Consider the following 12,924-nt stretch of genomic DNA (forward strand, 5'->3'; position numbering starts at 1 on the left):
TCCGGCGTGCGATCAGCGTTGGGGGGCGTAGGCGGCGATCCAGCGTTCGACGGCCGCATCGCCGTGGCGGCGCGCGACGTCGTAACCGAACAGACCGGCTTGGTGGTGGACCGTGAGCGGAATGGCGTAAAGCTCGAAGACGTATTGATCGACATCGCCCGGCGCGAGGTGGCCGGCGTCGATCGCCAGTTGCACGGCGCGCGCCAGTTCGTTGCGCCAGCGCCGTTCGTTGTGGACGACCAGGTCGCGCAGCGCACCGGGGCGGTCGTCGTATTCCATGACCGAGGCCATCAGCACGCAACCACCGACGGCCGCGGTGCTGCGCACCCATTCGAACCAGTGCGCCATGATCGCGCGCAGCCGGGGCAGGCCACGGGGTTGCGAAAGCGAAGGCATCAGCACGGCGTTGCCGAAACGCTGCGCGGCTTCTTCCAGGACCGCCAGCTGCAAGTCTTCGCGCGAACCGAAGTGCGCGAACACGCCGCTCTTCGACATGCCGACCGCGGCCGCGAGCGGACCGATCGACAACCCTTCCACGCCGGAGGCGCGTGCGATGTCGTAGGCCCGCGCGACGATCGTGTCGCGGGTGGCGGCGCCCTTGGGCGTGGCGGTCTGGGTGCTCATGGACGCGGACATTAGCACGACCGTTCGTATTTTGAAGACCGCTGGTCGGTCAAGGCGCTCGCCCATTCAGGGGAGCCTAGTCGCGGTAACGCTTCAGCAGATCCTGGTAGGCGTCGATGCGGCGATCGCGGAGGAAGGGCCAGATGCGGCGCACGTGTTCGCTGCGTTCCATGTCCACTTCGGCCATCAGGATCTCGGGCGCGTCCTGGCTGGCCTCCGCAAGGAATTCGCCCTGCGGGCCGAGCACGTGGCTCGAACCCCAGAAGCGGATACCCGAGGTGCCCATCGGCGAGGGCTCGTGGCCGACGCGGTTGCAGCTCAACACCGGCAAGCCATTGGCGACCGAGTGGCCGCGGTGGCTGAGGATCCATGCATTGCGCTGGCGATCCTTTTCGTCCTGCGCATCGTCGGGGTCCCAGCCGATCGCCGTCGGATAGAGCAGCAGTTCGGCGCCGGCGAGTGCCATCAGCCGCGCGCCTTCGGGATACCACTGGTCCCAGCACACCATCAGGCCGAGGCGGCCGACGGAGGTGTCGATCGGTTCGAAACCCATGTCACCGGGCGTGAAGTAGAACTTCTCGTAGAAGCCCGGGTCGTCGGGGATGTGCATCTTGCGGTACTTGCCCGCGAGCGCGCCGTCGGTTTCGAAGACCACCGCGGTGTTGTGGTACAGGCCTGTCGCGCGCTTTTCGAACAGCGAGCTGACCAGCACGATGCCGTGCTGTTTCGCCAGGCGCGACAAGCGTTCCGTGCTCGGGCCCGGGATGGTTTCGGCGAGGTCGAATTCGCGCACGTCCTCGTGCTGGCAGAAATACGGGCCGTTGTGCAATTCCTGCAGCAGCACCAGGCGCGCGCCGTTGTTCGCCGCTTCGGCCACGCGCGATTCGATCACGGCCAGGTTGTCGTCGGCCGAACCGTGGTTGCGTTCCTGGATCAGCGCGACGGGAAGCTTGGTGGTGCGCGTCATCGCACGAGTCCTTGCGGCAATTGCATGGTGATGCAGTGGAGGCTGCCGTTTTGCCAGATCAGCGGACGGCAGGGGACCTGCACGATGTCGCGGCCGGGGAAGGCGTTTTCAAGCACCGCGGCGGCCAGGGCATCGGCCGGGTCGCCGTAGGACGGCATGAGCACGGCGCCGTCGACGATCAGGAAGTTGGCGTAGGAGGCGGCGAGGCGACGTTCCTGATCGAGGATCGGCTGCGCCCACGGCAACGGGAACAAGCGATACGGCGCGCCGTCCTTCGTGCGCAGTGCCGCGATTTCATCGGCCATCGCACGCAATTCGGCGTAGTGCGAATCCGACGGGTCGTCGCAGGCCTGGAAGACGATCGCGTCGTCCGGCGCGAGGCGGGCGAGGGTATCGATGTGCGCGTCGGTGTCGTCGCCTTCGAGGTAACCGGCGTCGAGCCACAACACGCGATCCTGGCGCAGCCAGTCCTTCAGGCGCGCTTCGAGCGATGCGCGATCGTCGTCGGGATGGCGCTCGTGCAGGCAGCGCCAGGTGGTCAGCAAGGTGCCGGCGCCGTCGGTTTCGATCGCGCCGCCTTCGAGTGCGAAGTCGATGGGCGTGCGTTGCGCGTGTTCGAAGACGCCTTGTTCGACGAGGCGTTCGATCAACCGGTCGTCGCGGCTGGCTTCGAACTTGCCGCCCCAACCGGTGAAGCGGAAGTCGAGCAGGCGGAAGCCGTCGGCCGTGCGCAGCGTGATCGGGCCGGAGTCGCGCAGCCACGTATCGTCGTATTCGACTTCGATGAAGCGCACGCGCGAGAGGTCCACGCGTGCCGAACGCAAGCGCGCCTCGGCATACGTCTGCAGGTCTTCGTCGGCCACGCACACGATCACGCGCGTGTAGCGCACCAGCGCGGCGACGAGCGCGATGTAGGTTTCCTCGACTTCGCCCAGGCGATCGGCCCAGTCGGTGTCGGCGTGCGGCCAGGCGATGAGCACCGCGGACTGGGATTCCCACTCCGCGGGGAAGCGTGTTGCGAGTTCGGGCATCAGCGGATGGCGGGTTTCGGGCCGACTTCGTTGGCGTCGGCCTTGTTGGCGACGGCGTCGATGACGCGGTTCTTCTCGAAGTAGACGGTGAACGTGGGATAGGACCAGCGGTTGATGGTCGGCCACTGGTGTTTCTGGCCGCCGCGCGGGTCGAGCTTGCTGGCGGGCGCGCCGAACTTCGATTCGACTTCCTGCGCGCTCATCCCGCGGGCCGGCATGGCGGCGGTGTTTTCTTCGTTGACGCGCTCGATCAGCAGCGTGTCGCCTTCGGTGACACGGGGTTGCTGGACCGGAGCGGTGTCCTGCGCGAAGGCGGCGCCGGCGCAGGACAGGGCGAAGATGGATGCGGCAACGATGCGGACGACCATGCGGACTCTCCCCGTTTGGCATTCAAGCTGAATGCAAGTGGGCGGGATTGTAAGCACGAACCCGGCGCCGAAAATGCGAAAGCCGCCTCGCGGCGGCCTTCGTCTTCCCGGCGAGTCGAATCGCTTAGCGCTGGCGCGCCTTGAAACGCGGGTTGGACTTGCAGATCACGAAGACCTTGCCACGACGGCGGACCACCTTGCAGTCGCGGTGACGGGCCTTCGCCGACTTCAGGGAGGACAGGACCTTCATGACGAACCTCGGCAACGGTTGAATGTGGATGGATGGAGCGAAGCCGCGCATTCTGACGGGTTTTCTTCGGTCGCTCAAGTGGTTGCACTACAATCGTTCCCCATGACCGAAGCCCAGCCCGACCCCCCAGCCATTCCCGTCCTCACCATCGACGGCCCTTCCGGCTCCGGCAAGGGCACCATCAGCCGCCACGTGGCCCAGCGCCTGGGCTGGCATTACCTGGATTCGGGCGCCCTCTACCGCGCGGTCGGCATCGCCGCCGGCTGGAACGACATCGACCTCTCCGACGCCTCGGCGCTGGTCCGCTGCACCTTCGATACGCAGATCGATTTCCGCGAGGGGCAGGCCGGCGAGGAGCCCCGCGTGATCGTGAACGGGGTCGACGCCACCGATGATCTGCGGACCGAAACCGCCGGTGCGGCCGCCTCGGCCATCGCCGCCATCCCCGAGGTCCGGGCCGCGCTCAAGGAGGCCCAGCGGGCCTATCGGCGCCCGCCGGGCCTGGTCGCCGACGGCCGGGACATGGGCACGGTGATCTTCCCCGACGCCGCGATCAAGGTCTTCCTGACCGCCAGTGCCGAGGAAAGGGCCGAAAGGCGCCATAAGCAGTTGAGCGAGAAGGGAGTTTCCGTTACATTGCCCGGTCTGTTGCGCGAGATCCTCGCCCGCGACGCCCGCGATGCGAACCGGGCAGTGGCGCCCCTGCGGCCGGCCGATGACGCCGTCCGCATCGACACCACCGGCCTTTCGATCGAAGCCGTCGTCGAGCGCGTGCTGGCATTGCTGCCGGCGCGCTGAGCGTCGTTCCCGCGTTGCAGACACAGCCCTCGACGCGCATGGGTGCGCGCCGGGGTCCATCACTCCAACCCCCTGGTCGCTTCATCCCGAAGCACCGCCTGAGAATTTCCTAATGTCCGCTGCAATGACCGAATCTTTTGCCGAACTGTTCGAACAGAGCCAGGCCGGCCTGGCCAAGCTCAAGCCCGGCTCCATCGTCACCGGTGTCGTCGTCGAGGTCCGTACCGACGTCGTGGTGATCAACGCCGGCCTGAAGTCCGAAGGCATCGTGCCGATCGAACAGTTCCGCAACGACGCCGGCGAGATCGACGTTGGCGTGGGCGATGAAGTGAAGGTCGCCCTCGACTCGCTCGAGAACGGCTTCGGCGAAACCGTGCTGTCCCGCGAGAAGGCCAAGCGCGCGATGGTGTGGGACGAACTCGAGGAAGCGCTCGAGAAGAACGAAACCATCACCGGCCGCATCAGCGGCAAGGTCAAGGGCGGTTTCACCGTCGACATCAAGGACGTCCGCGCATTCCTGCCCGGTTCCCTGGTCGACGTGCGCCCGGTCCGCGACCCGGTGTACCTGGAAGGCAAGGAACTCGAGTTCAAGCTCATCAAGCTTGACCGCAAGCGCAACAATGTCGTCGTCTCCCGCCGCGCGGTGGTCGAGAGCGAACATTCGGAAGAGCGCGAGCAGCTGCTCGAGAAGCTGGTCGAAGGCGCCGTCCTCAAGGGCGTCGTCAAGAACCTCACCGACTACGGCGCGTTCGTGGACCTCGGTGGCATCGACGGCCTGCTGCACATCACCGACATGGCCTGGAAGCGCGTGCGCCATCCGTCCGAAGTCGTGGAAGTCGGCCAGGAGCTCGACGTCCGCGTGCTCAAGTACGACCGCGAGCGCAACCGCGTCAGCCTCGGCCTGAAGCAGCTGGGCGAGGATCCGTGGGACAACATCGCCCGTCGTTACCCGGCCAACACCCGCGTGTTCGGCAAGGTCTCCAACGTCACCGATTACGGCGCGTTCGTCGAAATCGAGCCGGGCGTCGAAGGCCTGGTCCACGTGTCCGAAATGGACTGGACCAACAAGAACGTCAACCCGTCCAAGGTGGTCCAGGTCGGCGACGAAGTGCAGGTCATGGTGCTCGACGTGGATGAAGAGCGTCGCCGCATCTCGCTCGGCATGAAGCAGGTCACCAGCAATCCGTGGGAAACCTTCGCGGCCATCCACAAGAAGGGCGACAAGGTGTCGGGCCAGATCAAGTCGATCACCGACTTCGGCGTCTTCATCGGCCTGGACGGCGGCATCGACGGTCTCATCCACCTGTCGGACATCAGCTGGAACTCCACCGGCGAAGACGTCGCGCGCAACTTCAAGAAGGGCGACAACCTCGACGCCGTCGTGCTCGCGGTCGACCCGGAACGCGAGCGCATCTCGCTGGGCGTCAAGCAGCTCGAGCAGGATCCGTTCGGCCAGTACATGGCCGCCAACCCGAAGGGCTCGAAGGTCAAGGGCACCGTCAAGGAAGTGGACGCCAAGGGCGCGACCATCGACCTGGGCGAGGGCGTGGAAGGCTACGTGTCGGTCCGCGACATCTCCTACGACCGCATCGAAGACGCCAGCCAGCACCTGAAGGTCGGCGACGAAATCGAAGCCAAGTTCACGGGCATGGACCGCAAGGGCCGCACGCTGCAGTTGTCGATCAAGGCCAAGGACGAGGCGGACACCGCCGAAGCCATGGCCGAGTACAACAAGGCGTCGGACGCTTCCACGGGCACCACGCGCCTCGGCGCGCTGCTGCGCGAGCAGCTGAACAACAAGTCCGAGTAATTGCAGCATCGCGAAGGCGGCCCGGTCATCGGGCCGCCTTTCGCACAAGCAGGGAACGCCGGGCGCCAAACGCGCAATCCATCCACTGCCCGCATCAGACGAGCCAGAATGACCAAGTCCGAACTGATCGAGATCCTCTCCGCGCGCCAGGGCCACCTGAAGGCGGACGACGTCGATCTCGCGGTGAAGTCCTTGCTCGAGATGATGGGCGGGTCGCTCAGTGGCGGCGAACGCATCGAAATCCGCGGTTTCGGCAGCTTCTCGCTGCACTACCGTCCGCCCCGCCTGGGGCGCAACCCGAAGACCGGCGATTCCGTCGCCCTCCCGGGCAAGCACGTCCCGCATTTCAAGCCCGGCAAGGAACTCCGCGAGCGCGTCAGCGCCGTGGTGCCGGTCGAACCGGACGCATGAGTTCATCGGCTAAGCTGACCTCTCCCATGCGATGGAGCCGCAGCGCCGAATGATCCGATTGATCCGCCTCCTGATCGCCCTTGCATGCCTCGCGGCAGGCATCGTCGTGGGTGCGCTCAACCCGCAGACCGCGGTGCTCGACTTCGGTTTCGCGCGCGCGACGAGCTCGCTCGGCGTGATCGTGCTGGTCTCGCTGCTCGTCGGCGTCATCGCCGGCGGCCTGGCATTGGCGGCGAGCGTCATCCTCCCGATGCAACAACGCCTGCGCCGCGCGCAGAAGCCCGACGCGCGTTCGCGCGACGCACGCCCCGACAACGACCGGACGCTCCCCTGACGCATGCTGGAATTCGTCAACCAGTGGTTCTGGTTCTTCCTCCTCCTGCCGTTGGCGGCGTGGAGCGGTTGGCTCATCGGCCGGCGCGGTGGCGAGCGCCACAGCGACACGCAGGTCAGCCGCCTGTCGACCACCTACTTCCGCGGCCTGAACTACCTGCTCAACGAGCAGCCCGACAAGGCGATCGAAGTCTTCCTGCGCATCGCCGAACTCGACAAGGACACCTTCGAAACGCAAGTCGCGCTCGGGCATCTGTTCCGTCGGCGCGGTGAAGTCGATCGCGCGATCCGCCTGCACCAGGCGCTCGTGCAACGCCCCGACCTGTCCGACCAGCAGAAGGTGCAGGCGCTGCTCGCTCTGGGCGAGGACTACATGCGCTCGGGCTTGCTCGATCGCGCCGAGACCGTCTTCAGCGACCTCGTCCGACTCGACATGCGCGCCCCGCAAGCGCTCAAGCACCTGATCGGCATCTACCAGGCCGAACGCGACTGGGGCAAGGCGATCGAGAACGCCACGCGCTACGAGGAAATCACCGCCGAACCGATGGGCAAGCTGGTCGCGCAGTTCGAATGCGAACTCGCCGATCGCCATCGCGCCGCGGGCGAAGTCGAAGCCGCGCGCGCTTCCGTCGCGCGCGCTTACCAGGCCGATGCGAATTCCGTGCGCGCCGGCATCCTCGAAGGCCGCATCGAACTGGAAGACGGCAACGATGCCGCCGCCATCCGCGCCTTCGAACGCGTGGCGCGCATCGATGCGGACTATCTCCCGGAAATCCTGCCGCAATTGCTGCCCGCCTACGAACGCGTGGGCGATCTGTCGGGCGCGCGCAGTTTCCTCACCGAGATGATCGAGCACTATCGCGGCGTGGCGCCCGTGCTCGCATTGACCCGGATGGTCGAAGCGGAGGAGGGCGTGTCGTCGGCGCGCGCCTATCTTGCGCAGCAGTTGAAGGATCGTCCGTCGGTGCGCGGCGAAGCGGCGTTGATCGACCTGACCCTCGCCGACGGCGGCGACCCGGCCGCCACGCTCGAAGACCTCAAGCACATCACCGACCAGTTGCTCGTGCGCAATCCGAGCTACCGCTGCAATCGCTGCGGTTTCGGCGCGCGTGCGCATCACTGGCAATGCCCCAGCTGCAAGGAGTGGGGTTCGATCAAGCCGCTGCTGAACTACGCGGTGGTTTGATGTTCCCGCTCTGGTTGCTCGCGAGCCTGCTGATCGGATTGGTGGGCACGTGGTTCGCGCGTGCCTACGCGCTGCGGCGCGGCGTCGTCGATGCACCGGGCGAACGTCGCGCGCACACCACGCCCACGCCACGCGGCGGCGGGGTTTCGATCGTCGTCGCGCTGTTGTTGGCGGGGGCCGCGTTGCTGCCATCGTTGGCCGACCCGTTCGAACTCGGCTGCGCACTTGCTGGCCTGCTGCTCGTCGGGGGCGTGGGCCTGCTCGACGATCACCGCCCCATGTCGCCCTGGGTCCGGCTGGCGGTGCAGGGCGTCGCCTCGGCGCTGCTCGCGGCCGGCGTCTGGCACGCCGCGGGTGAACCGATCCTCGCCCTTGCGGCATTCGTGCTGGCGATGGCGCTGACGAATATCTGGAACTTCATGGACGGGATCGACGGCATCGCCGCGACCCAGGCCCTGCTGTGCGCCCTGGCGATCGGCCTGCTGGGTTCGGGCACGTGGTCGTGGTGGGCCTTCGCGCTGGCTGCGGCGACGCTGGGCTTCTTGCCTTTCAACTTTCCGAAGGCACGCATCTTCCTCGGCGATGTCGGGAGCGGGGCACTGGGGTTTGTGCTGGCCGCGTTGCTCATCCGGGCGGTGGAGACCTCGCCGTTGCAGGTGTGGCTGTGGGCATTGCCGATCTCGGCCTTTGCCATCGATGCAACGCTGACCCTCGCGCGCCGCATGCTGCGCGGGGAGCGCTGGTGGCAGCCGCACGCGCAGCACCTGTATCAGCAATGGGCGCGCCGTACCGGCTCGCACGTCAATGTCACGCTGGCCTATGCAGGATGGACGCTCGCTGCCATCGTCCTGATGGCGACGCTTTCAGGCCAGGGGCATGACGCGCTGCGGGTGTCGATCGTCGTCGTCGCGTGGTATACCGCCGGTGTTGGGGCGTGGTGGAAGCTGCAAAGGGAAGGGAGTGCCGCGGTGAAGGAAAGCACCCGATGATGTCGTGGCGTCCGAACTGGGCGTCGGCCTTGCCGCGGACCGCGGTCCTGGCCCATGACCTGCTCATGGTTTGGCTCAGCTGGAACGGCCTGCGGCTCGTCCGCCACGGGCTGGCCGGCACGCCCGTCGATGTTCCCTCGCTGACCTCGCCGGAAATGTTGCTCGTGCTCATCGCCCAGGGTCTGGTGCTGTGGCGCGTGGGCCTGTATCGCGGGCTGTGGCGCTTCGCCAGCGTGCCCGACCTGTTCAACCTGGCGAAGGCCGCGGTCGTGGGCGTCATCGCCATCACGCTCGGCCTGTTCCTCTACAACCGCCTGGCGACCGTGCCGCGCACGGTGCTGATCCTCTATCCCTTCGCGCTGGTCGGCCTGCTCGGTGCGCCGCGCCTGCTGTATCGCGTGTGGAAGGAACACACGCTCGCCCGTACGCATGCGCAGGGCGTGCGCGTGCTGATCCTCGGTGCCGGACTCGCCGGCGAAGCGCTCGTGCGCGACCTGCGTCGCACCGGTGCCTACGAACCCGTCGGCTTCCTCGACGACGCCGCGCAATTGCGCGGCAGCAAGTTGCAGGGCGTCCCGGTACTTGGCCCGATCGCCGACCTGGAATCCATCGCGCGCGAAACCGCCGCGCGCCTGATCGTCATCGCGATGCCCTCCGTGCACGCCACGCTGCTGCAGCGCGTGGTCGCGGTGTGCGAACGCACCGGCATTCCCTTCCGCATGGTGCCGCGCCTGGACGACATGCTCGAAGGGCGCTCGCAGCCGGGCGAGCTGAAGGAAGTCGCGATCGAAGACCTGCTCGGCCGCAGCCCGGTGATGCCGGACTGGAAGGCGATCCGCGGTTGGCTCGGCGGGCGTTCGGTGCTCGTCACCGGGGGCGGCGGCTCGATCGGTGCCGAGTTGTGCCGCCAGTGCGCCAAGCACGGTGCGCGCCGCGTGGGCATCGTGGAGATCGACGAACTCGCGCTCACCACCACGGTCGCCGAACTCAAGCGCGATTTCCCCGACCTGGACTGCGTGCCACTGCTCGGCGACTGCGGCGATCCCGCGGTGATCGCGCACGCACTGCGCCTGTCCGAACCCGACGCGGTCTTCCATGCCGCGGCCTACAAGCAGGTGCCGCTGCTCGAAGACCAGTTGCGCGAAGCGGTGCGCAACAACGTGCTTTCCACCGATACGGTCGCGCACGCCTGCCACGAAAACGGCGTCGGCACCTTCGTGCTGATCTCCACCGACAAGGCGGTCGATCCGGTCAACGTGCTCGGCGCGACCAAGCGCCTGGCGGAGATCGCTTGCCAGTCGCTCGTCGACCGGCGCTCCACGCGCTTTGTCACCGTGCGTTTCGGCAACGTGCTCGATTCGGCCGGCAGCGTCGTGCCCCTGTTCCGCGAACAGATCCGCAAGGGCGGCCCGGTGACGGTCACCGACCCGGAGGTCACGCGCTTCTTCATGACGATCCCCGAAGCCTGCCAGTTGATCCTGCAGGCTTCGGCGATCGGCGCGCACGAAGCGGTCTACACGCTCGACATGGGCGAGCCGATCGCGATCCGCGTGCTGGCCGAGCAGATGATCCGCCTGGCGGGCAAACAGCCCGGGCGCGACATCGCGATCGTCTACTCGGGGCTGCGGCCGGGCGAGAAATTGCACGAGACGCTTTTCCACGCCGACGAACGCTATCGCCCGACCTCGCATCCGAAGATCCTCCAGGCCGAACCGCGCGCGGTTTCGCCCGAGGCCGTGCACGAGGCGCTCGCGCAATTGCGCGAGGCCTGCGGCCGTTACGACCTGGAAATCATGTCCAGGGTGTTGCGCGCCGCGGTGCCCGAATTCGCGCCTGCACCCGCCGTGCACGCGCAGGCCGCCACCGTGGTGGCCTTTCCCGCCCGCAACGCCCGCAGGATCTGATGACCCCGATCTCCCCCAATTCCACGCGCCGCGTGCGCAAGGCCGTGTTCCCCGTGGCCGGCCTGGGTACGCGCTTCCTTCCCGCCACGAAGACCGTGCCGAAGGAAATGCTGCCGATCATCGACAAGCCGCTGATCCAGTACGCCGTCGATGAAGCCATCGAAGCCGGTTGCGACACGCTGGTGTTCATCACCAACCGTTACAAGCACGCCGTCGCCGATTATTTCGACAAGGCCTACGAGCTCGAACAGAAACTCGAGCGCGCCGGCAAATACGAACAACTGGAACTCGTGCGCAACGTGCTGCCGCCGGGCGTGCGCGCGGTGTTCGTCACGCAGGCCGAAGCGCTCGGCCTCGGCCACGCCGTGTTGTGCGCGAAGGAAGTGATCGGCGACGAGCCCTTCGCCGTGTTGTTGCCCGACGACCTGATCTGGAACCGCGGCCCCGGCGCGCTGAAGCAGATGACCGACCACGCCGCCGAAACCGGCGCCAGCGTGCTCGCGGTGCAGGACGTCCCGCGCGACAAGACCAGCAGCTACGGCATCGTGGCCACCGGCGATTTCACCGGTCGCAAGGGCCGCATCAGCGCGATCGTCGAAAAGCCGGAGCCCGAGGACGCGCCGAGCACGCTCGCCGTCGTCGGCCGTTACGTACTCGACAGCCGCATCTTCGAACTCCTCGAACAGGTCAAGCCCGGCGCGGGCGGCGAGATCCAGCTCACCGATGCCATCGCGCAATTGCTCGTCGAGCAGGAAGTCGACGCGTATCGCTTCCGCGGCACGCGCTTCGACTGCGGCACGCACATCGGCCTGATCGAAGCGACCATCCGCTATGCGCTCGACCACGAAAAACTCAGCGAAGCCGCGGCACGCACGATGCAGACGGCGCTCGACGAACTGGGCGTGGTCGAACTGAAGTAGCGCCGGTTCAGCGCGATGCGCCCCTGGCCGTCGCGGCGAAAGCGTACATCGTGAGTTCGACGCTGCCGTCCGGCAGCGTCCGCTGGAACGGGCGGGAGCGATCCATCGAACCGGCGAGGTCGGACAGCAGGTACAACTGCGCTTCCTCGGCCTGCGCCGCGTTGGCGTACACCGCTTCGATCCGGCAACTGCGGCTGCGGCATTCGGCCTGCTGGAATCGCGGTGCGGGCGAATGCAGCCTGGCCAGATTCTCGGAGGAGAACGCGCGCGCGATCGTGCGCGACTGTTGGTTCGCCCACGCCTGCGCGACCGGCTCGGCGACGAATGCGGCTTCGGCCTGGCGCTGCGCCTGTTCCCGGCGCGCCTCGACGGCAGCGCTGGACTCCGCGCCTTCTGCGCCATGCGAATGCGGTTTGGCCGCCGAGGGCTGTTCGATCGCGACGCCGGCGGCGTCGGCCAGGCCCGTGATCATCCGCTCCATGCGGTCCATGCGCGCATCGAGCGCGGCCTGGCGTTGTTCGATCGTGTCCGTCGTCGCCGTCGGCGACGCGATGGCCGGTGCGTCGTGCATACGCCCGGCGATGCCCCACGCGATGGCGCCGGCAAGCGCGACGCAGAGCAGGGCGATGGCGAGGGTGTGTCGATTCATGCGGAGTCATTCCGTGGAAAAAGCCACCGGCGCGAACACCGGTGGCCGTGGGTTGCGCACGATCAGAACGTCGTCGTGCCGCCTTCGTACAACTGGTAGAAGTTCAGGCGCGCACCCGGGGCGAGCGTGCAGAGCATCGTCGCCATGTTGTGGTCGCCGCCCCAGCTGGTGTTGTCCTGGAAGGCGCTGAAGGTCTGGTTGTACTGCGCGTTCGGCACGCCGCCGACGGCGATGCTGTAGGTGTTCATCAGCGTGCCTTCGGCATCCACGACGTACACGTTGCACGCGGTCATCAGCGTGTTGTTGCCCGTGGTGACGTGGAAGTGGACGCTCGCCTGGTTGATCGGCGTGTCGGCCGCGGCATCCCAATCGCCTTCCGATTCCTTGACGATCGGGCAGATGATGTTCTTCGGCGATGCGGAGGTGTTGGAGATGCCGCGCGCGCCGAACAGCAGGTCGGTCCACGCAGTCGTGCCGAACACTTTGCAACCGCTGCCGGCGTACATGGCGTTGCTGCCGGCATTTGCGTCGCGAGCAGGCACGACGGAGAGAATCGCCGCCGCGAGCGCGGCAGCAACGAACGTCAATTTCATGTTGACCCCTAGACGAGTTGTATGAGGGAGGGTGGCTTCCCGTCCCGAACATCCAATACGCAGGGACAGGCGCCGACCGGCCAAGGGCCGG

Annotated in this window: 15 protein-coding genes; 8 read left to right on the forward strand and 7 right to left on the reverse strand. The window is 66.9% G+C overall.

Annotation, left to right across the window (positions count from 1 at the left end):
- Positions 1 to 12: 12 nt before the first annotated feature.
- The 5 genes from AB4059_RS01815 to ykgO form a co-directional block, all read right to left on the reverse strand.
- Entirely contained in the window at positions 13 to 624 is a 612-nt protein-coding gene (locus AB4059_RS01815; RefSeq protein ID WP_498976073.1) for a TetR/AcrR family transcriptional regulator, read from the reverse strand.
- A 76-nt stretch (positions 625 to 700) separates the two neighbouring features.
- Positions 701 to 1,591 (reverse strand): carbon-nitrogen hydrolase, encoded by an 891-nt coding sequence (locus AB4059_RS01820; protein WP_498976075.1) that lies wholly within the window; start codon positions 1,589 to 1,591, stop codon positions 701 to 703.
- Positions 1,588 to 2,622, reverse strand: coding sequence for an agmatine deiminase family protein (locus tag AB4059_RS01825; RefSeq protein WP_498976077.1), 1,035 nt, complete (start codon positions 2,620 to 2,622; stop codon positions 1,588 to 1,590). Before AB4059_RS01825 ends, AB4059_RS01820 begins: the two co-directional genes overlap by 4 nt.
- Positions 2,622 to 2,990: a hypothetical protein gene (locus tag AB4059_RS01830; protein WP_498976079.1), complete on the reverse strand. Its 369-nt coding sequence runs from the start codon at positions 2,988 to 2,990 to the stop codon at positions 2,622 to 2,624. Before AB4059_RS01830 ends, AB4059_RS01825 begins: the two co-directional genes overlap by 1 nt.
- A 124-nt stretch (positions 2,991 to 3,114) precedes the next feature.
- Positions 3,115 to 3,240 carry a type B 50S ribosomal protein L36 gene (gene ykgO, locus AB4059_RS01835; protein ID WP_010342887.1) on the reverse strand — a complete coding sequence of 42 codons (126 nt, stop codon included), beginning with the start codon at positions 3,238 to 3,240 and terminating at the stop codon, positions 3,115 to 3,117.
- Between the two features lie 102 nt (positions 3,241 to 3,342).
- On the opposite strand from ykgO, the gene cmk reads away from it, so the two are divergent.
- The 8 genes from cmk to galU all read left to right on the forward strand — a co-directional run bounded on the left by cmk (position 3,343) and on the right by galU (position 11,591).
- A complete protein-coding gene (cmk, locus tag AB4059_RS01840) occupies positions 3,343 to 4,038 on the forward strand; it encodes a (d)CMP kinase (RefSeq protein WP_498976081.1) in 696 nt (231 codons plus the stop codon).
- Positions 4,039 to 4,162: 124 nt separating this feature from the next.
- Positions 4,163 to 5,848: a 30S ribosomal protein S1 gene (gene rpsA, locus AB4059_RS01845; RefSeq protein WP_498962289.1), complete on the forward strand. Its 1,686-nt coding sequence runs from the start codon at positions 4,163 to 4,165 to the stop codon at positions 5,846 to 5,848.
- Positions 5,849 to 6,259 carry an integration host factor subunit beta gene (locus AB4059_RS01850; protein WP_498976083.1) on the forward strand — a complete coding sequence of 137 codons (411 nt, stop codon included), beginning with the start codon at positions 5,849 to 5,851 and terminating at the stop codon, positions 6,257 to 6,259.
- A gap of 49 nt (positions 6,260 to 6,308) precedes the next feature.
- Positions 6,309 to 6,593, forward strand: coding sequence for a LapA family protein (locus tag AB4059_RS01855; RefSeq protein WP_498976085.1), 285 nt, complete (start codon positions 6,309 to 6,311; stop codon positions 6,591 to 6,593).
- Positions 6,594 to 6,596: 3 nt separating this feature from the next.
- A complete protein-coding gene (gene lapB / locus AB4059_RS01860; RefSeq protein ID WP_498976087.1) occupies positions 6,597 to 7,778 on the forward strand; it encodes a lipopolysaccharide assembly protein LapB in 1,182 nt (393 codons plus the stop codon).
- A 14-nt stretch (positions 7,779 to 7,792) separates the two neighbouring features.
- Positions 7,793 to 8,767, forward strand: a complete 975-nt coding sequence (locus AB4059_RS01865) for an MraY family glycosyltransferase (protein ID WP_498976089.1) — start codon at positions 7,793 to 7,795, stop codon at positions 8,765 to 8,767.
- A complete protein-coding gene (locus AB4059_RS01870) occupies positions 8,764 to 10,671 on the forward strand; it encodes a polysaccharide biosynthesis protein (RefSeq protein WP_498976091.1) in 1,908 nt (635 codons plus the stop codon). Before AB4059_RS01865 ends, AB4059_RS01870 begins: the two co-directional genes overlap by 4 nt.
- Entirely contained in the window at positions 10,671 to 11,591 is a 921-nt protein-coding gene (gene galU, locus AB4059_RS01875) for a UTP--glucose-1-phosphate uridylyltransferase GalU (RefSeq protein ID WP_498976093.1), read from the forward strand. The genes AB4059_RS01870 and galU overlap by 1 nt, the downstream gene beginning before the upstream one ends.
- Before the next feature lie 7 nt (positions 11,592 to 11,598).
- Here galU and AB4059_RS01880 read toward each other — a convergent pair whose 3' ends face one another.
- Complete coding sequence (locus AB4059_RS01880) at positions 11,599 to 12,240, reverse strand: hypothetical protein (RefSeq protein WP_498976095.1); 642 nt, start codon at positions 12,238 to 12,240, stop codon at positions 11,599 to 11,601.
- A 62-nt stretch (positions 12,241 to 12,302) separates the two neighbouring features.
- The gene (locus tag AB4059_RS01885) at positions 12,303 to 12,833 is read right to left on the reverse strand and encodes a hypothetical protein (protein WP_498976097.1); all 531 of its coding nucleotides are present in this window, start codon (positions 12,831 to 12,833) and stop codon (positions 12,303 to 12,305) included.
- Between the last annotated feature and the right edge of the window lie 91 nt (positions 12,834 to 12,924).

It is taken from the genome of Lysobacter sp. 2RAF19, assembly GCF_052115395.1.
In the GTDB taxonomy this organism is placed as follows: Bacteria; Pseudomonadota; Gammaproteobacteria; order Xanthomonadales; family Xanthomonadaceae; genus Noviluteimonas.